At 48.9% G+C, this 21,467-nt stretch carries 19 protein-coding genes and 1 riboswitch; of the genes, 6 read left to right on the forward strand and 13 right to left on the reverse strand.

Going from position 1 to position 21,467, the window contains the following annotated elements; genetic code table 11:
* Nucleotides 1–231: 231 nt before the first annotated feature.
* The 13 genes from J3348_RS06370 to J3348_RS06430 all read right to left on the reverse strand — a co-directional run bounded on the left by J3348_RS06370 (nucleotide 232) and on the right by J3348_RS06430 (nucleotide 15,807).
* Nucleotides 232–3,528, reverse strand: coding sequence for a lectin-like protein (locus J3348_RS06370; protein ID WP_117529621.1), 3,297 nt, complete (start codon nucleotides 3,526–3,528; stop codon nucleotides 232–234).
* Nucleotides 3,529–3,631: 103 nt separating this feature from the next.
* Nucleotides 3,632–3,955 (reverse strand): hypothetical protein, encoded by a 324-nt coding sequence (locus tag J3348_RS06375; protein ID WP_015565637.1) that lies wholly within the window; start codon nucleotides 3,953–3,955, stop codon nucleotides 3,632–3,634.
* A gap of 76 nt (nucleotides 3,956–4,031) precedes the next feature.
* Nucleotides 4,032–4,913: a protein phosphatase 2C domain-containing protein gene (locus J3348_RS06380; protein ID WP_015565638.1), complete on the reverse strand. Its 882-nt coding sequence runs from the start codon at nucleotides 4,911–4,913 to the stop codon at nucleotides 4,032–4,034.
* Nucleotides 4,913–6,394, reverse strand: coding sequence for a protein kinase (locus tag J3348_RS06385; protein WP_117529623.1), 1,482 nt, complete (start codon nucleotides 6,392–6,394; stop codon nucleotides 4,913–4,915). The genes J3348_RS06380 and J3348_RS06385 overlap by 1 nt, the downstream gene beginning before the upstream one ends.
* Nucleotides 6,395–6,428: 34 nt before the next feature.
* The gene (locus J3348_RS06390) at nucleotides 6,429–7,502 is read right to left on the reverse strand and encodes an FHA domain-containing protein (RefSeq protein WP_117529624.1); all 1,074 of its coding nucleotides are present in this window, start codon (nucleotides 7,500–7,502) and stop codon (nucleotides 6,429–6,431) included.
* 18 nt (nucleotides 7,503–7,520) lie between these two features.
* Complete coding sequence (locus J3348_RS06395; protein WP_117529625.1) at nucleotides 7,521–8,396, reverse strand: PP2C family serine/threonine-protein phosphatase; 876 nt, start codon at nucleotides 8,394–8,396, stop codon at nucleotides 7,521–7,523.
* A gap of 18 nt (nucleotides 8,397–8,414) precedes the next feature.
* A complete protein-coding gene (locus tag J3348_RS06400) occupies nucleotides 8,415–8,552 on the reverse strand; it encodes a hypothetical protein (RefSeq protein ID WP_015565642.1) in 138 nt (45 codons plus the stop codon).
* A gap of 14 nt (nucleotides 8,553–8,566) precedes the next feature.
* Nucleotides 8,567–10,726, reverse strand: coding sequence for a serine/threonine-protein kinase (locus tag J3348_RS06405; protein WP_207698578.1), 2,160 nt, complete (start codon nucleotides 10,724–10,726; stop codon nucleotides 8,567–8,569).
* A gap of 21 nt (nucleotides 10,727–10,747) precedes the next feature.
* Nucleotides 10,748–11,770, reverse strand: a complete 1,023-nt coding sequence (locus tag J3348_RS06410; protein ID WP_117529627.1) for a tetratricopeptide repeat protein — start codon at nucleotides 11,768–11,770, stop codon at nucleotides 10,748–10,750.
* Nucleotides 11,760–12,602: a DUF4234 domain-containing protein gene (locus J3348_RS06415; RefSeq protein WP_117529628.1), complete on the reverse strand. Its 843-nt coding sequence runs from the start codon at nucleotides 12,600–12,602 to the stop codon at nucleotides 11,760–11,762. Before J3348_RS06415 ends, J3348_RS06410 begins: the two co-directional genes overlap by 11 nt.
* A 10-nt stretch (nucleotides 12,603–12,612) precedes the next feature.
* A complete protein-coding gene (locus tag J3348_RS06420; protein ID WP_207698579.1) occupies nucleotides 12,613–13,863 on the reverse strand; it encodes a DUF975 family protein in 1,251 nt (416 codons plus the stop codon).
* Nucleotides 13,864–13,885: 22 nt separating this feature from the next.
* Complete coding sequence (locus J3348_RS06425) at nucleotides 13,886–14,461, reverse strand: FHA domain-containing protein (protein WP_015565647.1); 576 nt, start codon at nucleotides 14,459–14,461, stop codon at nucleotides 13,886–13,888.
* A gap of 209 nt (nucleotides 14,462–14,670) precedes the next feature.
* Complete coding sequence (locus J3348_RS06430) at nucleotides 14,671–15,807, reverse strand: site-specific integrase (protein ID WP_181969038.1); 1,137 nt, start codon at nucleotides 15,805–15,807, stop codon at nucleotides 14,671–14,673.
* 359 nt (nucleotides 15,808–16,166) lie between these two features.
* On the opposite strand from J3348_RS06430, the gene J3348_RS06435 reads away from it, so the two are divergent.
* From J3348_RS06435 to J3348_RS06460, 6 genes are all read left to right on the forward strand, one after another.
* The gene (locus J3348_RS06435) at nucleotides 16,167–16,478 is read left to right on the forward strand and encodes a helix-turn-helix transcriptional regulator (RefSeq protein ID WP_117529631.1); all 312 of its coding nucleotides are present in this window, start codon (nucleotides 16,167–16,169) and stop codon (nucleotides 16,476–16,478) included.
* Nucleotides 16,479–16,490: 12 nt separating this feature from the next.
* A riboswitch (cyclic di-GMP riboswitch) is annotated at nucleotides 16,491–16,582 on the forward strand.
* A gap of 207 nt (nucleotides 16,583–16,789) precedes the next feature.
* A complete protein-coding gene (locus tag J3348_RS06440) occupies nucleotides 16,790–18,115 on the forward strand; it encodes a BTAD domain-containing putative transcriptional regulator (protein WP_207698580.1) in 1,326 nt (441 codons plus the stop codon).
* A gap of 519 nt (nucleotides 18,116–18,634) precedes the next feature.
* Nucleotides 18,635–19,123 (forward strand): sigma-70 family RNA polymerase sigma factor, encoded by a 489-nt coding sequence (locus J3348_RS06445; RefSeq protein ID WP_117529633.1) that lies wholly within the window; start codon nucleotides 18,635–18,637, stop codon nucleotides 19,121–19,123.
* 446 nt (nucleotides 19,124–19,569) lie between these two features.
* On the forward strand, nucleotides 19,570–19,797 hold the full coding sequence (locus tag J3348_RS06450) for a hypothetical protein (RefSeq protein WP_015565651.1): 228 nt from the start codon (nucleotides 19,570–19,572) through the stop codon (nucleotides 19,795–19,797).
* 134 nt (nucleotides 19,798–19,931) lie between these two features.
* Nucleotides 19,932–20,609 carry a type II toxin-antitoxin system PemK/MazF family toxin gene (locus J3348_RS06455; RefSeq protein ID WP_117529634.1) on the forward strand — a complete coding sequence of 226 codons (678 nt, stop codon included), beginning with the start codon at nucleotides 19,932–19,934 and terminating at the stop codon, nucleotides 20,607–20,609.
* Nucleotides 20,600–21,418 (forward strand): DUF6551 family protein, encoded by an 819-nt coding sequence (locus J3348_RS06460; RefSeq protein ID WP_112145130.1) that lies wholly within the window; start codon nucleotides 20,600–20,602, stop codon nucleotides 21,416–21,418. The genes J3348_RS06455 and J3348_RS06460 overlap by 10 nt, the downstream gene beginning before the upstream one ends.
* Nucleotides 21,419–21,467: the final 49 nt, after the last annotated feature.

A 21,467-nucleotide genomic window follows, 5' to 3' on the forward strand; every position in this document is an offset into this window, starting at 1 on the left:
GCCATTGACGCTTACACCAAAAAGCATTCGGAATTTTCAGGGAGAGTGTGCATTGACACGCAATAGAAGCGTTCCGCAGGAATGCGCAGCCTGCATCCACCGGATGCAGAACATAAGGGGTTTGGGCACAGCCCAACAAGCATTTTGAATTTGATTTTTAGAAATCGGATTCAAAAATCGTGCCGTGGTACCACGGCGCACTGCTTGCAGAAGCTTTGAAGAAAAAGAGTATCAGACGGGAGTATAGATATAAATGTTGCGTCCCATCTCTCCCGTTTCAACATCGAAGCTTCCCGATGCCACTAGTTTTCCGTTATGAGTTATCTCAACATAAATATCCCAAAGGCCAGCAGCCTCCCAATATGCTTTCGGCGATTGACGAATCTCTACATTAAGGTCATCCGGAACTCCCAAATCTTTTGCAATGATTCGCAGTTGCTGATCTGTAAAGCTATCTCCCTGAGATATTTTATCTGTGGGGTCGTCCCATTCGCAGATGTAGGCGCATCCGGCATCAATTATTCCATCTGCATCGTTCCATGTTCCATCTTGAAACTTTTCATAGAACATTGCATAGTGCTCAATACCATCCTGATTGCTCGGCTCACCAGAATGCCAGTTTGTATAAGATGTGCTGGTTCCATTGACCCATTTCCAGTTTCCTTCAGAGCTTTCATCGCTGAATCCAAAGTAGGCATTCTCATACCCTTTCGCTTTCATTGCGCTGTAGAGAAGGAAATTTTCCGTTGACGATTCAATGACCGCTAGATGACCTCCTTTCCACTCGCAGCGTTTCTCTGCCTGCTGCCATGTGATTGGGCCAGACTCCCATTCCGATTCGGGCAATGTATAGAACTCATAAAGGTGTCCTGTGTAACCTTCGACCTGTGTTTCCTCGGCTGCATCGGATGCTTCCCATTCACAAATGTAGCCGCTCTGTTCATATGTATTGCTGTTTGCCAAGTCGTTCCACTTTACCGGCCACACAGCCACACAACTCTCGTCTGCCACAACATTGCTGGAGTTGTTCGGCTCTCCATCGCCCCAGTTCTGATATTCCCATGGTTCACCTGTCACCCAGCACCACTGACCGGCAGAATTTTTATAGCCGCCGATCCAAAGCTTACTGTTCTGAGTATTCAGACTTTCAATCAGTTTCTGTTCCTCTGGCGAGGTAATGGTCACAAGATGGCCGCCTTTTGCTTCGCAGGCAGCTTTTGCCTGTTCCCACGTGAGGGTATCATAAAAAATACCATAAGAGTGTTGCTTCGGCTCCTGTGAAATATCGACCTCTAACACATTGGCATTTTCGAATCCCGGATAAAAAGGATACCCCTTTAACCCATTGTTTTCTACAACTCTCAGGTACTCTACTTCTTCCTGATTTCTTCCATTTGGGTCGGTTAATCTAAATTCGTAAATTCCCGGTGTTAGATCGATTTGAAATGCCTCTGCTTCTCGAATAGTGTAATCATACGCTACAATTTTCTGCACATTTTCATCGTACTCCCGTGGTAATATATCCGTATCCAACTGAGCAATATGCAAATCATAATTATCACATAATGTTCCATCCCATGCATAGACATAAAGTTTAGCCTGACCATCAATCGATACCACACTATTCTCGTTTTCGTCAAGAAATAAAGAATTTGGAATACCTGCTTTGATGCCCATAGCCCAATCCACCGTTGCAACCTGCCTTGCTGTCAGCATTCCTGTCTGGCACATAGAGTAAGCAGTATAGACAAGCACATTACGGAATTCACTGAAGCTGATATCAGACTTTGAAATCCCATATAGTGATTTGTAAAAAAGCTGTGCCAAATCATAGGTAGAAAGAGGTTCATACTTTGTTTCGTCCACAGACGGCTGCGTCATAAGGTACGCTGCGTGAGAAATTACTGTGCAATTAGAATGCACTCCCCCATGATCAGAAAACTGTGCTTCGGGATCATAATTTTGTGACTTGCGCCAGTTTTCATCCTTGTATTTCGTCGGATAAGGTAGTCCATCCCCCTGAAGTACGCTGGATGGGTCAGCCAGATTCCGCTCAAGCTCACCCACAGTCCCAAAAATCCATGAAATATCTCCGTCAAGCCACTTCAAACTGGTTTCAAGTGGGATATCCCAATGCCTGAGAATATCCGGATATAATCTTTTAGGAGAGTCATTATACCAATCTTCAATTATTTCTCCCATAATATCCGAAATCGCCTCCATCAAGGCACCAGATTCTCCTTCATATGTCATCCGGCTGATGGATTGCTCAACTGCATGTGTGACTTCGTGTCCTAAAGTATCTATTGTCGGCGAGCAGGTTGCTCCAACAGAAATTCGCGTGAAAATCTTGCTTCTCCCATAACCTGCTGAGGCATTATTCGAATCCTTACCTCCTCTATGATCATTTGCAACGATTGCCACTGCCTTATTGTCATCGCCAAAGGCATCATATCCAAGCACGTCACGATAAAAATTGCTGACGGCCAGCAATTTTGCAAGTGCTACGATGGGTGTTCCCATGCCATCCGTCAAAGAGGCAATATCAATCGGCAAAAGTTCCGTTGCAGGCATACCACCCAATGCCTCTGTAGAGATTGAAATTCCGCCTTTCCCGATTTTTTTATAACGCTCACCGTTCTGGGCAGTCAATACGACTTGCCTCCAGCTTCCGCTCGTTGTATATTTTTGATTATTCAGTGAAACCCATTCGTCATCATCATCCCCATCATATATTGCTGTCGTTCCATCATCAAAAATTATTCTAAAATCCACCTCAATATCCCGATTCTCAGCATTATACAAGTACACATTTGTAAAGCGATTGCTGCTGGATTCATTATCTGTCAATTCATTCGAAAAGGTCTTTAGAGCCCTTCCATCTACAGCTGATAAAAACACTGACTCCCACGAATTGTTTTGATGAACCGATATTTTCCATGCCAATTCAGGATTTGTTTTGTCCAGTGAAAATATCACCAAATTGTTTACATAGATATCCGCTTCTCCCGGATATAACCCTGCAACTATTTTTTCAGCGTCATTTTGGGTAATTTTAGCTTCAACGGAAAGATTTTCAATCGGATAAAATCCGGAAGTCAAAAGTGCAGCTTCACTGTCTGCGTCAGCCGATACGGTAACTTTTCTGCCATACACCGGTATTCCCCGGTACACCTGCGGAAAGCTGTAATATGTATCTCCCAATACTGTGCTGCAATCCGCAGTCCCAAGCTCATCCTCTACTGAAACAATTCCAAGAGTATCCGCCACATCATTGATTGCGTCTCTTGCAGTGGAAGGATCTGTGATCTTTCGCTCCGTAAAATGGGACGGCAGAACAATTCCTGTTCCATTCACCGCAGAGACTTCTTGAACAGTTTCAGTAGGCTTAGACGACAAATTGCTGAAAATCAAAAAAGCCAAAATCGTTCCCAGAAACAGTACAAGAATGCCAAGCAGGGCAAAGAGCCATACCAAGTTGTTCTTACGGCGTTTTCTGTGCATATGGTCCGCAGTAGATTTTTTCATAATGATATTCCTTTGCTTGAGTTACCGAAATTTGCGATGCAATAAAAAAACTGGAAGAATGCCATAAGTTAAAGCTCTGCGATACTTCGCAGAAGCCTAGAATTTACAGATAGAATGCAGCGAACAGATCGCCGATTCCATAGAAGAAGTCACCGAGACTGGTAAAGCCCCAGTTGCTGCCACCAGACATTGTGTGGGTATAACCATCGGAGTAAGTATATACACCGTTTTTCTTGGAAACGACAGCACCATGGGACTGCTCAAGCGTTTTGGATTCGCTTTCCCATTTATCGTAGTAGGTGCTACGGAACATACGTCCGAAAGCATAGCAGACCTGAGAAATGATACCGCCGCCCTCAACACAAGACATTTCACTTTCGTTCAGTGCCATATAATTAGCGGGCATCTGAAGTTTGCTGTTTGCCATAAAGCAACACTCCTTTTATTTTGTGCCTTCTTCCAGTTTTTTTATTGCACCCCTTTCTTTCTATAATTTTCTGATCTCAGCCTTTATATCTTGCCAATAGAACCGACGTATTATCGTGCCCTCCGGGAACAGCAAGTGCCGTTTTGACCATCTGTTCCGCCGCCTGTTTCAGATTTCCCGTCACGGCCAAAATTCTGCACATAGTGCTGTCCGGCAGATAGCGGTACAGCCCGTCCGTGCATTGAATGAGCACATCTCCCTTCCGAAGCTGGAACGGCATCCGGTTTCCGCTGATCAATGTCAGCTCCGAAATCCCAAGATAGCTTGTCAGAGCAGCACGCTGCGGATGATGCAGTGCCTCATCCTGTGTTATGCTGCCCTCCAGTGCCATTTGGTCAAGCTGGGCACCAAAATTGTGATCGATGTTCAACTGCTCTAGCGTACCATCTCTATACAGGTAAATATGGCTGTCTCCTATACTGCACCAGAACAGCTTCCCGTTACGGAGAAACACTGTCGTCAGAGTCGTCCCCGCTTCGATTTTCTGGTTGGCCGGGTCCCGGAGATTCTTGACTTCCTCGTTCAGTCGTAGTGCTGCGCGTCCCATCTCCGTAGGAATATCTTCCGCCTGAGCGTGTTCCAGCAGGTATCTCGTTACCCCATGCGCCGCCAAAGCACTGGCACGTTCGCCCCCGGTAAGCCCGCCCATACCGTCACACACAGCGCAGACTGTGCAGAAATCCCCAAAATCAAAGCATATCGAATCCTGCTGGCTTTTCCGGGTTCCAATCGACGTATAGCTGGCGATCTCCGCCTGACTCGTCTCATAGGCGTCGGCACACATCGTTTTTTCTCCTTCGTCTTTTACGGGTATCAGAAGAGTCTGTGTGATATCATCCATCGCTTCGGGAATGGTATTGGCTTCCTCGCCTGCCTTTTTTCGCTTGAACAGGGACATCACGTTTCAATCACCACCTTGAATGTGTACTCGGGCGACACGACACAAAAAATATCGCCATCTTTCAGTGTATACGATTTTTCTTTTTCCATTGGCTTTCCGTCCGCCAGATAGGTGCCATATTTGGACAGGTCCCTGACGATAAATTCCCGCTTGGGCTCGTTGTAAAACACCTCGCAGTGATTCCGGCTGATCTGGTTATCCGCTGGCATCATCACGTCGCTCGTCGCCAGACGCCCGACCTTCACCGTGCGATTCGGCTCGATTATCCACCGCCGTCTGGAAATGTGACCACCCGATTTCCGCATCGTCAGCTCCAGATATGCCAGCCTGCGTTTTTTCGGATGGAAGAATGCGGCCAGGCCCTTCGGCTCTGGCATATTCTGCTCCTCAACCTGACACATCTTCTCCGAGTCGTCGGAAGTCTCGACATGAATTTCAGCCTGCTTCGATGCCTTTGATTTCGGCATCAGTGCCCCCAGATCGATGTCGTAGTCCTCCGGCCGGACGACCTGTTCCAGTGCATCCAGAAAATCAAGCATCCTGCGATAACGGTCGTGGTAGTCGAACGCCAACGCCTTGTCAATCACGTCCGACAGCTGCCGGGAGACAGCGGGACACAGCTCGTGCAACGGGGGATAGGAGGCTCCTTTCGCACGGCTCAGTGCGTCCAGCATCTTGCGCCCTGACACGATAAAGTAGAAAGTTGCGGCCAGTGCGTAAATGTCCGTCCACGGTCCCTGACACGGTTTCTGCGTATACTGCTCGTAAGGGGCGTAGTTCGGCTTCAGGTAAATTTTTCTTTCTTTACTATCGCTCCCCTGACGGAACGAGCGTGCCGCGCCGAAATCGATGAGCTTTATTTCACCGTCCTGTGTGATAAGGATATTTTCCGGGCTGATATCCCCGTGGATCATGCCGAAACGATGGACTTCTGCCAGTGAACTTCCGAGCAGGAACAGCATCTGGAGTGCCATCTTGAGCGTCTGCTTCGGATTATGATTTTTTCGGAACACCCGCAGATTGCAACCCTCAATCAGCTCCATTGCAAAATATGCCGTCCCGTTTTCTTCAAAAAAATCCCGAATGTCAACGACAGAGATATTTTCTCGAAGCTCCTGAAGGGCGCATGCTTCTTCAATGAACTGCTGCTTTCCCTCTTCATACTCAGGCCGGTTTTCTTCATCTGCCAGGATGAGGGCACCATCTGGTGTCCTCCCCTGAAGCAGACCGGACGGGAAGTACTCTTTGATGCAGCAGCGTAGGCCGCTCTGCATATTCTCAGCAAGATACGTAATTCCGAAACCGCCCTGTCCCAAGCTCTTGCCCAACAGGTATTTTTCTTTCAGAATGGTGAACGGTGCCAGATAGTCTTTCACTGCAGAAGATTCTTCTGCATGATACCCGCAGTTCCGACACTCCCCATGCTCCATCGCTTCCTGAAAGCAAACGGGACAAAGTTTTTCTTCCAGACCCGCCATCTTTTATCTCACCCCGTCCTAATACTTTCCCGGCTCAGATTTTGAACTGGAAGATTTCGTTTCCGAGCGTGATATACATACCATTCGCCAGCGTCACTGTATTGCTGCCCAGAATTTTCTCGTCGCCCACGAACGTGCCATTTTTGGAGCCAAGGTCCTGAATGGTGCAGACACCATTACGGCAGCTAATCTTCGCATGGGCACGGCTGATAATCGGGTTGGAGACGATGATGTTTGCCTGAGAACCCTTGCCGATCACAACCTCTGTGTTATTGTAGATTGCAAAACTCCGGTTCGTGTTCATCTGGATCAAAGAGGCCACGACTGTCATCGAGTTGTCCGTTGCCGGCACGGTTGTGGCATTGCCGTCATCGACCAGATTCGTCTCGGCATCCCGACTCGGATCGTTGCTGTTCCAGTCGTCCACGAACGCTTCCTCGTCTTCATGCACCGCATAGCTAACGATCACGGAAGCCACGGACATGATTGCGGTCAGTACGAGGAGCACAATCAGAATCATAGTCAGTGCAGGGGCAACACGGCTGGTTATCGAAGTGTCCGTCGGATCGATGGAAAATTTACCCGCAAACACAAAGAAGTACACTGCCAGCAACTCGATGATGCCAATCAGGTTCGCCGCCAGTGCGCACCAGCTTATCGTGAACACACTGGCAATAGCCGCTACGACGACCAGCACGAAGAACAGTACCAACAGTGCCACGCAAATTTTAGAGATATCATCCGGGGCATCACTCATGGTTTCAAGATTTACCAGCCTTGCCTTCTGCAAATCGGGACTGACAAGATAGGAAAATACACTCGTACTGCCTTTTTCAACGAATTCATCGATCTTATCGGAGGTAGTGCCCGCACCGAACTGAAAATTCAGCTTTGCTTCTTCTTTCATCTGTTTAAGCTCAGAAGTCATGGTTGCAGGGATATCCTTAAAGGTCCCCTTTTCCGTTTTCATCTGGTATCTCAGCTGATATCCCGGCACAAAAAGTGCCACAAGCAAAATCACCGTTGCAATCCACGAAAGAACCGCTCCAATTTTTTTGCCCTTGGGGGCATCCGCAAAGAATGTTGCAAATTTTCTGTTGTCCTCCATAATAATGTCTCCTTTGTTTTACAATATTTTATCCGCCGGAGTAGAGTGTTCCAGCAAGATATCCTTTATTACCTTTTTCCCCGCAGTCTGCGTAGCCTTTTTCCATAATGGGAAAAGACCTTTTTTCTCTCTGACCGCGCTGATAAGGATGCCTGTGATATTGTCCGTCTCTTTTCGTTTCATGCAGAGCTGTGCTGTTTCTTCCAGAGCCTCATGTAACTTTTTCTCCTTGGAAGAATACCTGCAGCTCTTTTTTATTTCAGCCTCTGTCACCTTGCGGCGAAACCCGTCGCAGCAGATCAGAAACGTCCGGTGCGGCAGAACCTCACCGGAAAGATAATCCGGTTTCACGTCTTTGCCCGCTCCCACGCACTGAAGCAGGAGGCTTTGTCTCGAATCTTTCCGGGCCTGTTCCGGTGTCAGTTTTCCTTCGGTAAGTTCACGCTGGACGATGGTATGATCTGTCGTAAGTTGCGTGAGGGTATCCGAAATGATATATGTCCGGCAATCTCCGACATGGCAGATGTAATACCGACCTTTCATAAAAAGAACAGCTTCCACTGTCGTTCCGCTGCGGAATCCGGCCTTTTCGGAGTAGTCTTTCAACCGGATATGAAGCGATTGGATAAGATTGTCCCAGTCATCGAACAGCTCCGTCTCCGGTTCTTCCTGTTCATATAGTTCCTCGACACGCTCATCGAACCAGTCCCGGAAGGCTGTCACGACCGCTGCGCTGCTCCGCTCGCCCATTTTCAGTCCACCTACGCCGTCGCAGATCACTGCGAGGACAGCTTCATCGTCCTGAGTCTGACCTCGTTGCACCAGAAGGAGAGAATCCTGATTCGTTTCCTTCTGTATTCCGATATCGGAATAATATGCGGCACAATATTTCATGTTCCTTTTCCTGCTTTCTCAGCGGTATTCGTGTTCGATTTCAAGAAGAACCATTTTCTTCTTTTTGTGCAGCAGAACGCTCCCGACCACGGCCAATAAAACAGCAACCAGCACCAGACAGATACCACACACCACCATGATTTGTCCAACCGTCATTTTCTCCACCTCTTTTACTGCCAGTTGTTCCGTGCCATGCGGTCCAGCTCATCCATCTGCGGGTCATACACGCCGGATGCCTGCTCTGCACGATAGAGTTCAGCAGCCGTTTCGTAATATCCCAGCGTTTTCGTGTAGGATGCTCCGTTCTGCAAATCAAGTTCGCCCTGAACAAAGGCGAGCCATTTATACACCCGGTAGTCCTTGGGGTAATCGTTTTTCAGTGCCTGAAGCATCTCCATCGCTTTGGAGAAATCATGTAGCTGATATTGCAACATTGCGATATTCAGCCGGACTTCCAGCGTGGTGTTTCCGTTTTTCTCCAGCTGCTGATAGGTTCGCAAGGCATCTTTTTGATAGCCGGGATTCCCGGTCGCTTCCGCCTGACGAATATATGCGGACGCCAGCTGTCCGGCCAGCGCGTTGTAATATCCATCGGGGAGCTGATCAATGCCCTGATTCAGGAGATTGATTTCCTCCGAAAGCATGGAGTCTCCGATATCCTCACAGATCGATGCTGCCAGACGGTACGCGCGTGCAAGCTGGTCGTTGCCGTCCGCCGAGCCGATTGCCTTACGGGCGGCATCCAGCGCATCCGGCAGGTCTCCCTGTTTTCTCAGAAGCTCGCTTTGAACGACCTGATAGGCACCGCTTTGTTCGGCGTCAGGGACAGCTTTCGCCATCTCTGCAAGGACCTCATCCGCGCCAGAATAATCGCCCAGCTGAATCAGGGCGGTCGCCTCACCCTGATAATAGCTCAGGATATCAGGAGAGTATCCTATCGCTTTCTGGTACATCGTCGCAGCCGATTCATAGCTTTCCAGCTCGTAGTAGGCCTCCGCTGCCACGTTGTACAGGTTTGCCACGCTCTGTCTGCTGTAATATTTCAGCTCACGCGACTGCGTCGTTTCCACTGCATCGATGCACTCCTGATACTTTCCCTGCCGATAGAGAAGGACTGCCTGTTCCACATATGCTTCCAACTGGTCATCGTAAATCGCGATAGCCTGCTGCAGGTCCTGCTCCGCCTCATCAAAGCGCATTTCATCGGCGGCCGTCCGGCCTTTCCGCACGAGGGCGTCATAAGCGGCGTACCGTTCCACGCCGATTCGCTGTACGCCAAACAGGATAGCCAAAGTTCCTGATACCGCAAGGACAAGAGAGACCGCCGCCACAACTCGTTGAGAATGAACCACCTTTTTATAGCGTCCGTCAATTGCATGGATATCCTGCAGCGCCCGGAGCATTTCCTGTGCGTCGCAGAAGCGTTCTTCCTGCCTTTTCTTCATCGCTCTGGCGATGATGAGCAAAAAGCTACGGCTGAATTTGAGTTTATAGCTCGTGATGGGCCGAACATCCTTCAGCGAATGGCCGGGCTGCTGCCCGGTGATTGCATAGTATAGAGTCGCACCGATGCCATAAACGTCCGTCCTCTTGCTGATAGTGCCATAACCACCCGCATTGGTTGCTTGCGCCGCCGTGACAGAATTGCTCACACCTCTGCCGGACGGGCCCTTGTTGGATCTGACATTCTGATAGGCGAACGCATCTTTGTATCCTCGCAGCGGCATGGTTTCTTCAAGCGGAACCGTCTCGATCGTATCGGGCGATGCTCCCGGACGGGTATACTGTTCCGGTGCCGCATAGCCCGGCGTTGCGCCAATTGCCAGTACGCCTTTTGAAAAAACAAGTGATGTGTTGAAATCGATGACGCAGATATCTTCGTTGGGCGTTATCATAATATTGCTGGGCTTGATATCACAGTGCAGAATCGGAGGTACCTGCGAGTGCAGATAGGCGATTACCTCACAGAGCTGGCAGGCCCACCGGTATGCAAGCTTCTGACTGACCGAGCCGTGCGTTTTGACGTAGTTTTGCATGTTCTCGCCCGGTATCATGTCCATGATAGTATAGACATAGCCGCTCGGGCTTTCAATCACGTCATAGATTCTCGGAAGATACTTGTGCTTCAACGTTTTGAGGATATTGGCCTCCGCGCGCTCGTCCATCCGTCCCTTGAACTTCTGTTTTACACGCTTGATGACGACATCAACATCCAGACTGTCTTTGTGCGCGCGGTACAGTGTGCCCATCCCGCCCTCGCCAAGAGGTCGGATCGAACTGTAGCCGCTTCCAAGATCCGCCGCCCATTGACTGGTTTCGTTATAATTCATGCACATTCCTCCACACGACTTTTAAGACGGAAATTCGTCTTTCAGACTATCAAACTCCGATTGAATCTGCGACCAGTCAAAATCATCGCTTTCGCCGCTGTCCTGCGACGGGTCATAGGTAGGCGCCGTCACTGTCCCGGACGATTCGGTTCCCTGTCCGCTTCCCGCGCTGCCGAGGCCCTTTCGGAGAGCCTCCTGAGCCATCGAATTTGCGATGCCGGCCGCTTCGCCGGTGAGTCCGCTTTTTTCCACGACCTTGCTTGCTGCGCTGTCCGCTGCTTTCTCGGCCACCTTTTGGGTGACCGTCTTAGCGTTGTCTTTCGCATCAACCTTGACACTTACAGATGCCGATTGCCCCGATTCATCCTTCAGGAAATCATTAATCTGTACCGTCAGCGTGCAGGTTCCATCCGAGTTCGTTTTGATCTTGGTATCGATGGTGTTGAAATCGACGCCATTTGTTTCCGCATTCTGGAGCAGTTTCTCAATGCCGATTTCATCGTCTAGTGCCGCATAGTGTGCTCCCAGCAGGGCATAGGGGTCGGCATTCTGCGGGTCTGCCGCAATCCACGCCTCGCCCACGTCTTTTGCAAAGACCGAATTCAAGTCATTCCAAAAGTGTTCCGAAAGCATCTGGAAGGGAACGTTTCCACCACCGCTTTCAAAGACCAGCTTTGCATCATCCAGAAATCCTGGAAGAAAGTCCGCCTCGTCATCAAACACTTCCTGCGCCTGTTCAAAGACCTTGTTTGCCTCATCGGCTTTTCCCTGTGCTGCATAAGCGGCATACAGGCCCGCATAGGCTTCCTTGTTCGTCGGGTCGTGCTGGATGATATCGATATACTGCAAGATTGCGTTATCATAATCCAGCGAGGTCAAGTAGTTCGTTCCAAGATTCAAGACCTTGGCTAGCGAAAAGACCTCTGCCGTCTCCGAATCTGAATCGGTGGATAATGTTGCCATCGAGCTTCTCGGACTGCATCCTGCCAGTACTATTGCAGCCACTGCCACCAGTGCTGCAACGATGATTTTTTTACTCTTCATTGTCTGCTCCTAAAGCCGGACTCCTATCATCTTCGTCCGCCGCTTCTATCAGCTGAAACTTATTTGCACCATCTGCCAGTGCGACAATACTTTTCCCGGACACATAAGTCGGCACATTATAAGGAATACGCACCCCATTGACGAATACCCCGTTCCGGGAATGGTCGGTAACATTAAACCCAAGATCCTTTCCATTATATTGAACCGTACAGTGAATCCGGCTGATTTTTTCGCCTCTTACGATAAGCGACACCTCCGCTGGGTTCCGACCCAGTTCCACCGATCGTCCGGGTATCAGCTCAAAGCTTCTGCCCGCCAAACTTCCGGTCAACCCAGACAGTCTCCCCCGCATACAGGGCGGGGGAGGTTTCGTGTTGGGGTTGTCGTGCACTTCCGTGCGCTTTTGCCTGCTCCGCTCATATGCCTCAGCCAGTCGGTTCGTATCCTGAATTGCTCGATACATTGCGACGAGATATCCAAGAACCGGAACCAGGATCATCCATACAAAGAAGGTTTCGCTGTCCTGCCGGACCTCCACATCGTATTCCGCCGCATTGTCACAAATGCGATCCACGATCTCCGCAAGCCACACATATTTGTACACGCCGAATGTCAGGACACTGAACAGCATCATTTTTTCGACGCCCACCGTATGTTTTCCATCCTTTTCGCACAGAATGTTGACATCCTTCGCCCACAAGTCCATGAAATAAAAATGGTAGACCGAAAACGTCACGAAAGACAGCAGCACATACAACAGTAAGCTCCGATCCTGCTTCACCTCATCTGTTCCGCGATCCTGATTCGTTCTTTTTCTGCGTCTCTCAGGCATACTGCATCACTCAGCTCAGCCGGATGATATTGTTGTTATCGCCCAATGCAAGCTCCGTTCCCCGGGTCAGCAGCACCGGAGAATTCGCAGGGAGGCGGCTTCCGTTTACGTAGGTGCCGTTGCTGGAAAAATCGGTAACACGATATTTCTGAACCTGACTGTTGAACATGACCTCACAGTGGCGGCGGCTGATCTTCTGCGCACCCTGAGAAAAAACGATCTTCGCATAGGCAGGGTCTCTGCCCAGAATGACCGGCTGGTTCGGCTCCAGCGGATAGCTCGAGCCCGCATACATACCGGCGACCCCCTCCAGAGCTGCTCCCGCAGCTCTGGAAGCAGCCGGGATATGAGAAGTCGGCTTCTTTCCACCGGTGCTGCCAATCCCCATCAATTTTTTCGGATCTACAGCAATCGTCATTCCGTTGCCGTCAGTGGACGGTTTGATGTCATCCACCATGACCGGGCGGCCCTTCATTTCTTCATAAACAAAAGCAGTTGCCATCATCTTGTACGGTGCAACATACAGGACAGAAAGAATACCGCCGGTAAGCAGACTCAGAATATTCCAGCCGAGATAGCTGAGGTCAAAGACAAACAGGTCGAATTTATGACCTTCCGTCATTACCTTGCAGCGTTCCATAACCTGTTCTGCATTCAGCTGCGGATGATCTGCCTGCACCAGAGCCATAGGCCAGAACTGATATGAACGGTAGGCCGCAACAACGAGAGCTGCAATCATGCCGATCATCACCAGCAGCATTGCCGCCAGATAACTCCGAGAAGCCGCTGCAACAACAGCCGCCAGCAACAGCGTAGCAAACTGGATCAGAACCGGGATCCACATGATCGTCAGCATCCGCACTCCTGTAACAAGGGCAAATTGCATAAAGAAATCAAATGCATCAAAGATGCAGGTGACTTTTGGTCGGATTCCATTCTTCCGCAGAGAAAGATAGTACCGGTATCGTGCCACTTCAAACGGCCCGGCAACTGCTCCACCGGCGATAGCACCGACGAGCGTTGCAATCGGAGTAATCAGCACATAGGCAATGATGATTCCCGCCAGACCAAACAGCTTGAACGGTGCCGACACAACCGCCGACACGACCCCAATGCCGCCTGCGATCATCGCACCCAGCAGGACACTTGTGATTGCCGCAATCACCCGATACAGAATCTCCATGCCGACCATTCCGGACAGATTTCCGTTTTCATTCAGAACACGTTTTGCCTTTTCTTTATTTCCAGCCCGATTTATCACAACGATTCCCCCTTATTTCGTTTTACCAGTGGAATTTTTCGCTGCACAAGGGAACAAACATCAGTTTCGTGTCGCCGATGCTGAGCTGGTCCATGGCCTTCAGCTCAATTGGGTTGAGCACAAGCTTATCGTTCACATAGAACAGCTCTTTAGAGCTGCCCGGCTGCGCAAGATACACATTACTACGCGGATCATACACAACAATCGCATGAGAGCTGCGGGAAACCGTGTTGTCGCCAAGGATGCAGACATCCATCTCCGAAGAACGACCCACAAAATTGCGGCCCTGATGCAGACGATAGTCGGTTCCCTTATTCACACCTTCCGTGCAGACGAGCCAACCAACAACTGGTGCCGACTTTTCTGTAGCACCGTCCAACATATCTGCAGTTACAGGGAGCGTGCGGTCATCGTCATCGGGGATTGCAGTGCTCAGAGGTTCAGTCGCTACGCTGGGACCCGGCTGAGACACCGGGACGTCCAAAGGAACCGTCGTCTGATCCGGCCCAACGTTCACACCTTCCATGCCGCAGAAGGGGCAGCTGCTGAACCGGGAAGCATCGTAGTGGTGGCCGTTGGGGCATTTCATCAAATTCATAATAAAGTCCTCCTCAAGTAAAAAGTTTGTTATATTCTCAGCAGACGAATTTCTGCCGTAGAATCAAAAGTTCCCTTTACACCCGAATCTATACGGTGTACAACAATGCACAGGTGAGTTGTTGGGATTATTTTCTGTCGCAGAGTAGCCCACTCTGCGATAATGGCGAAAAAGCAACGGTAATTCGTTTGGCAATTCGGATTGACGGCTTATTTGACGGAAATAAAATCTGCCAGCTGTTCCATCGTTTCCCGCTTCAGCTCCAACGAAGGATGAACATATCGATTCATTGTGATGGTAACAGATGAGTGTCCTAAAATCTCACTCAGAGTTTTGATGTCGATTTTTGCTTCCACACAGCGTGTGGCAAAAGTGTGCCTTAAAACATGAAAATTCCTTTTTTCCAATCCACAGGCATCCAAAATCTTGTGGAATCTTCGCTGAATGCACCGCGGTTCGATAAACTTCGAAGGAGAACCGCTCAAAAAGAATCCGGTGTGACTCAGGGAATAGCGCTCCAGAAAACCGAACAGCAAATTTGAGATTGGGATATTCCGATTAGCGGAGCTGCTTTTGGGAGATGCAATCTCGATATGTGTTTTTTTGCTCCCAGGTACCCGATTCTGGATACGTTGCATCGTCTGACAGATATAGATATTCCTTTCCGAAATCGAGATCTTTTCCCACGTCAACGCACACAGCTCCCCGATACGTATTCCTGTCAGTAGACAAAGAAGAATCCCCAGATTCAGAGCATCGGGATGTTCCTCTAGATATTGCTGCAAAATCATCTGCTCTGGGAGGCTTAAAATGGGCAACGACTTTTGCGTCTGCTTGACCCTGATATCAAGAACCTTCGAATCTACGAATATACCGAGTGTTCCTGCATAATTCAGAATGCGACGCAGAACAGAGAGCACATCCGAGATTGTCTTGGGAGAAAGACCGGTTTTATCCTTTTTTCCGTGCAGTTCAAGGTGTTTGCAAAGCTTCCTTACCATTTCTTTTGTGATCTTCTCGATTTTTACTGTCTGGAATGATGGCATGAGATAGCATTCGATTAGCGTCCGATAACGAATGTAGGTGGATTCCTTGAAGTTAATGGAAAAGGCGTCAAGCCACTCCATGGAAACAAGTTCAAATGTACTGTTTCTGGTTCTTTCCTCGCTTCCGGATGGTTTACCTTGGAGCTGGAGCGTGTGCTGTAGATCACATCGCACTTCGCGGTAGGAGGAAGCATACAGATAACCATATTTGGGCTTTCCCAGCGCATTTCGCGACTTTATGTAGCGTGCTTCCCAGCGGCCATCCTTCCTTTTATAAATGTTCAATCCTTTTCTTGACACAAAAACCTTCCTTTCGTTGACGGCTTATTTGACGGAGCATACAATCGGATTGTATCGAATTTGTTGAAATTGTCGAGTAAGTACGACATTATTTTCTTTTTTTCAGAATTTCAGATTGCTTTCTCTTGACCATCCGTGTAATCGGCGGTAAAATTCAATTGAATCATCCTGTCGCAGAGTGGGCTACTCTGCGACAGGAAACATAAACCATGAATGTAAAAATTCATGGTTTTTATTTTTTCCATTTTCTTTTAGTCTATCACAGGTAGTTGATTATATCAATTAAAAATAATAGATTTAATCATTCGGTTTCAGCTATGCTCTCGACTACAATAGAGTTGAGAAGGATGGTGGTGGCCATGTACGAAGAACAGTTTTCTAAGAGGCTTACTGAGCTGCGCACACAGAAGGGTGTGTCTGCAAGAGACATGAGCCTCTCAATCGGGCAGAATCCCGGCTATATTCGTGCAATCGAAAGTGGTACTGCCTTTCCGACGATGGCAAATTTCTTTTACATCTGCGAATATTTCAACATTACTCCACAAGAATTTTTTAATTTCGGCGAGGAAACCTCCAATGGAATGAATGCACTTGTTGACCAGCTAAAACAGTTCGATGCCGAGCAGATCAATGCACTTACGGCTTTTATAAAAACAATCGTAAAAAAGTAAATTATCAAAGAACTTAATACTTGGTAAACCTACCGAAAGATAGGGCAACAAAGCCAAATGAGTCTAAAATCTCATATACGAGGTCATGGCAGCTGGTTGCTTTTTGAATGGGATAATTTTATCCCTCTACCATGTTAGAACCGTCTGTGAAGATTTCAACTCACAGGCGGTTTTTGTTATTTAAAAGCAAAATGATGGGGCATTCTTCAGCTTATGCGGTGGAGAGATAGCTTTACATAGCAGCATCCGGGATTCACCGTATTAAGCGGAAGAATGCCCGGATGCTGCTTTTTATTCAGGAGGTGTCTGTTATGCGGCAATCTGATTCGGTGAGCGAAGAACTTGACACGGAGAACGTTCAGTGTGCGCTTGATTTTGAGAACACAATGAATGAGCTGGAGACACAGTTATACTATCGCCATCTGCCGCCGAAGGAAGTTGCTCTGCGGGTCATGGAAGCGGCCTGTAAATTCTATGATGCCGACTGGTGCGGTCTAATTCAGGTTGATCTGGATTTGGGGCTGTGGAAGCCGCTCTGGTGGCACAATGAATGCCAAGAAGATAAAACCACTATCCTTACAAATGAGTTTGAATCGTCTGAATTTCTCGACCGCTGGGTAAAGGCAGTGCGCAGAGGAACCCCGATGGTCGTTTCTGATGCAGAAGATGTCAAGGACACCTACCCGGACGAATACCGGTTGTATGAGCGCTTAGGTATTAAGTCCGTCCTTGCGATTCCACTGGAACCACGGCAAATCGCCCTGATTGCCGTGCGCAACCCTCAGCGGTACACCCATCAGACCAGTATGCTTAAACTTCTGGCCTATGTGTTACTGGCGGCATACAACGATAAGCGAATGGCTGACAGTCTGAGCATGGCATTCTCGCCAGAAAATATCAAGAGCAGCCATGATGTCTTCATCAGCTTGTTCGGAGAATTGAAAATCCACACTTCCCACGGTGTCCTGCCGGAGTCTGACCTGAAATCTCCTAAAATCAGCCGTCTGCTGACCTTTATGCTGCTTTCCAATAAGAAAGCCCTTTCATCGTTGGAAATCGTACAGGAAATCTGGCCAGAAGAACTGGAGGATAAGGACGAACCCGGAAAAAAGGTCAAACAGCTCGTTTACCGGCTGCGGCAAGCATTCAGCATTATCTCGGATGAGCAGCTGATTCTCTCCACGCCGTCTGGCTACCAATTCAACCCCGACCTCCATATCACGACCGATTTTCAGCGGTTCGATGAGTTGTGCATTGCAGCCGCAAAAGCCACTTCTGCTATAAATAAGGTGAGATTGCTCGAAAAAGCGGCATCATTGTATCAGGGCAAACTTCTTTCTGCTGCCAATGGCGAACATTGGCTGGTTCACTACGCAAACCGATACCACCTCGCATTTATGAGTACAGTTAATGAACTGCTGAAGCAATTGATGGACTTCCACGCATACGATCTGCTTCATCGGGATGCTGCACTGGCCCTGACCATCGCGCCGGAAAACACAAAAGCCTACTATTGGCTTATTCGCTCGTACCAGAAGCAGCACATGGACGAGATGGCAGCGGGCGAGCTTGCGGCTGCAAAGCAGAAACTGCCCGAAGATGAGTATCAGAAACTGCTCATTTCGCTCGAACGATAAAACAACGTAGTTTCGCTATATGACTTTCATGTGACCTTCATGCGACTTCTGCGTGACCCGATTTTTTCAAAAATCGCCCCATGTGACTTTCATAAGACCGTCATGTGACTTCTGTAAGACCCTCGTGTGCTATGATAGCAAGGCAAAGCCTTGTTGTCTGGCTGCGAAGGCTTTATTTTTTGTCCTTTTTTAGCCGGATAAACCGCTTTTGACCTGTAACGAAGAAAAATATATCGAAAGCCTGAGATGCATTAAAGGCTGAGGATACTCATATTGCTTTCCATCTACGGATGGAAAACAGTGTCTGTACCCTTTTCTTTAATGCGTCTCTTTTTTTGCGCCCAAAGAAAAGCCAGTGCCCTGTCCAGCAGTGAGGTGTCCTCATCCTCCGCATCCAGCGGAAAGGACACTTCATGTTTCTTTTTGCCCTCTTTTCGTGGCTGGAACTGGCCGCAAAGTATCCCTAGAATCTCCAAATTTTCAATTTTTTACGAATTATCGAAAATTTGGAGGTCAACAATGGAATTTAATAACGGCAACGAACGTCGAAAACTGAACAAAAAGTGGGAACGGCTGCGTGTGCAGTACCAACAGGCGGGAATGAGTGAAGATGCAATCCAAGCCATGTATGATTTTGATTTGGGCGTTCTCAATAGTGAGCGTTCCTACGTTGCAAACACACTGGCAATCGTTGACGATGGTGATGACAACACGGGAAGGAAATCTTCTGACTTTAAGCAGTATGAAAAGGCAATTACTGTAACCGATACTTACCACGAGACCCGGACTCGGTTTGCATGGGTAGGCGAAATCAAAGACAAGCGTTTGCAAGAAGGGTTAGAAAAACTCTCCGATGAAGAACTTCGGCTTATCACGCTGTATTTCCGCGACGAATATAGTACCGTAGAATTATCTAAAGTTTATGGCATTGCACAGCAAAATATTAGCAAGCGAATCTTGAAAATTACTAAATTTTTGAAGAAGTTTGGATTTTTAGGTGTAGATTGAGGCTTCTCGATGGCTCGTAAGTGAGGGGACAATTCACCAGACGGCTCTCGCCGCTGGTGATATGTCCACACTCACGGACCTTGAAAGCTGAATAGTTCAATCATCTGGTACTTCAAGATAATGATACTTCTGTTCAACGCAGCCCGGTCAGCGTTAGGCGGGGTGGCTGAGATGCCAATGGAGCGGTACAAGCCCGCCGCCAGATGATTCCCCACTCTCAGGGAGCCGAGGGCGAATATGAGAGAACTTTATTCATATTTTCATCGCACTGCCAAATCGGCAGAGCAGTGATCTGCAATCCCAACACGATTCCCCAACGAATAACACGTTGGTTTGCAATAAAGCAGGAGCGGTCGGATGCCGTTTTCGGTCTCCGACAACTCCTGTTACTTTTACTTATCCATATCTATCCGCAAAACAACTACCCGACATAGGAGGACATCTCTATGGTTGAATTGAATCCTACCGTGCGGGAGCAGGAGATCTACGAGGAAATGGAGCTGACCCCGGAAATGGTCAAATCCATCCGAACCCTCTGCGCGACCTGCCTCCGGCACTTCGTGGAAGCTAAGGCTTTCAAAATTGCGCTCGTGCCCAGCCCTGACAAGAGCATGGACACCTGCACGGTCTGCCAGACCAACCGTGGGCATGACTATGTTGTTATGCACCGGTAAGTCCGGCACTGCACTTTGTCACCGGGGAGGTGATAACACACCCCATTAAAATGAATGCCACCATAAATTGAACGAAGCCCGCTGCCAAGAAAAAGCAGCGGGCTTTGTACATAACAAAACATGGAGGTAAACATTTGCAGCAAAACTGGAAGTTCCGGCGCGGAGACATTTACTACGTCCAATTCGGAAACACAAGTACCGGCTCGGAACAGCACGGCGACCGCCCTGCGGTCATCATTCAGAATGATGTGGGCAATACCTACGCACCGACCCTCATCGTTGTCCCTCTGACAAGCAATACGGAAAAGAAAGTAACTCAGCCGACACACTGCTTGTTGGAAAACGAAGGGCTGTCTATGTCCTCTATGGCTCTGGCAGAACAGATCTTCACCATCGACAAAAGCCGCATTTTGAAATACTTAGGGCATCTCGCCCCGGAAGATATGCAGCGGCTCGATTATGCCTTGAAGAACAGTCTTGCCTTGAACCCACTGGGCAGCATTCGGAAGCTCAAGCCCATCATCCGCTCCACGGCAGCGTATGCGCCGCCGGAAGTAGTGGATGGAAAGCCACCCATCTATCCCTACACACCCATCAAATCGTCCTTTGAGGACGCAGGGAGCGTGGAGGAAATGATGCTGTACACCGAGCTGCAATCCGCTGTTCATGCCATGATACAGCGGCTCGAATACAGCTTTACCTTTAATCCCAGCCTGCTCACCATCCCGAAGCGTAAGCAGCAGGTCAGTGAGATTTTAGCAGAAGCCGAAAAATACATCTGGAGAATCCGGGAGGAAATGCAATGCGACTGAGCAACACCAACAACTTTTCCGCATCTTTCAATGTGGCCACTCCTTATCAGATGGTGGTCATTCACAGCAGCAAGCTAATCTACCCGCGCGAGCTTTATCAGCGGGGCATCCAGCGTAAGCGCGTTGAGCTGATTGCAAGAGACTTCAATGAATATACGGCGAATGAGCCGAAGGTCAGCTTTCGCAATGGCCGGTATTATGTAACGGACGGTCAGCACACCATTGAAGCGCGTATCCTGCGCAACGGTGGCAAAGACCTCCCGATTCTCTGCAAGGTGTATACGGGTCTGACGATGCAGCAGGAAGCCCTGTTCTTCGCAGAGCAAAACGGTCACGCTGCACCGCTGACGGCGGGCATCAAGCTCCGTGCCAAGGTCGTGGGCGAGGATGCTCTTTCCATGGCATTCCTCGCAGCCACCAACCGGGTGGGTCTGGACTTCAACTATGACAGCTTGCAGTTGAGCGACTACCGCATCAGCTGCGTAGGCACTGCACTCAAGCTGTACAACCAGATGGGCGAGAAAATCTACTGCGAGGCTCTGCGGCTGATTGTGGACGCATGGGAGGGCAAACCCGATTCCTTCCGTGCCGCAGTCCTGAAGGGTGTGATGTACTTCGTGGAAGTGTATCACGGTGAGTTCAACGAGGAACGGCTGATCCGTGCCCTGCGCAGCGTCCATCCCATGGAAATCTACCGCACCGGGATGGACAACCCGGCAAAGCTGCCCGGATGGAAGAAATACGTTTTCCCCATCTATGCGGCGTACAACGGCAAATCCCGTAAGGATGCCCTGCCGATGAAGTTCTGACATTTACAGGAATCTCTCCTTAAAGACAATGGGCATCCGCACAACGCAG

This window comes from Faecalibacterium sp. Marseille-Q4896 (assembly GCF_017377615.1).
Taxonomy (GTDB): Bacteria; Bacillota; Clostridia; order Oscillospirales; family Ruminococcaceae; genus Faecalibacterium; species Faecalibacterium taiwanense.

Excerpts from the sequence above, each read along its gene's own strand:
- J3348_RS06410 (WP_117529627.1), bottom strand. The coding sequence starts at position 11,770 with ATGAAGAGTAAAAAAATCATCGTTGCAGCACTGGTGGCAGTGGCTGCA.
- J3348_RS06460 (WP_112145130.1), top strand. The coding sequence starts at position 20,600 with ATGCGACTGAGCAACACCAACAACTTTTCCGCATCTTTCAATGTGGCC.
- J3348_RS06445 (WP_117529633.1), top strand. The coding sequence starts at position 18,635 with ATGGAATTTAATAACGGCAACGAACGTCGAAAACTGAACAAAAAGTGG.
- J3348_RS06450 (WP_015565651.1), top strand. The coding sequence starts at position 19,570 with ATGGTTGAATTGAATCCTACCGTGCGGGAGCAGGAGATCTACGAGGAA.
- J3348_RS06370 (WP_117529621.1), bottom strand. The coding sequence starts at position 3,528 with ATGAAAAAATCTACTGCGGACCATATGCACAGAAAACGCCGTAAGAAC.
- J3348_RS06385 (WP_117529623.1), bottom strand. The coding sequence starts at position 6,394 with ATGGCGGGTCTGGAAGAAAAACTTTGTCCCGTTTGCTTTCAGGAAGCG.
- J3348_RS06405 (WP_207698578.1), bottom strand. The coding sequence starts at position 10,726 with ATGAATTATAACGAAACCAGTCAATGGGCGGCGGATCTTGGAAGCGGC.
- J3348_RS06380 (WP_015565638.1), bottom strand. The coding sequence starts at position 4,913 with ATGTCCCTGTTCAAGCGAAAAAAGGCAGGCGAGGAAGCCAATACCATT.
- J3348_RS06435 (WP_117529631.1), top strand. The coding sequence starts at position 16,167 with ATGTACGAAGAACAGTTTTCTAAGAGGCTTACTGAGCTGCGCACACAG.
- J3348_RS06390 (WP_117529624.1), bottom strand. The coding sequence starts at position 7,502 with ATGGAGGACAACAGAAAATTTGCAACATTCTTTGCGGATGCCCCCAAG.
- J3348_RS06400 (WP_015565642.1), bottom strand. The coding sequence starts at position 8,552 with ATGACGGTTGGACAAATCATGGTGGTGTGTGGTATCTGTCTGGTGCTG.
- J3348_RS06395 (WP_117529625.1), bottom strand. The coding sequence starts at position 8,396 with ATGAAATATTGTGCCGCATATTATTCCGATATCGGAATACAGAAGGAA.
- J3348_RS06425 (WP_015565647.1), bottom strand. The coding sequence starts at position 14,461 with ATGAATTTGATGAAATGCCCCAACGGCCACCACTACGATGCTTCCCGG.
- J3348_RS06415 (WP_117529628.1), bottom strand. The coding sequence starts at position 12,602 with ATGCCTGAGAGACGCAGAAAAAGAACGAATCAGGATCGCGGAACAGAT.
- J3348_RS06440 (WP_207698580.1), top strand. The coding sequence starts at position 16,790 with ATGCGGCAATCTGATTCGGTGAGCGAAGAACTTGACACGGAGAACGTT.
- J3348_RS06375 (WP_015565637.1), bottom strand. The coding sequence starts at position 3,955 with ATGGCAAACAGCAAACTTCAGATGCCCGCTAATTATATGGCACTGAAC.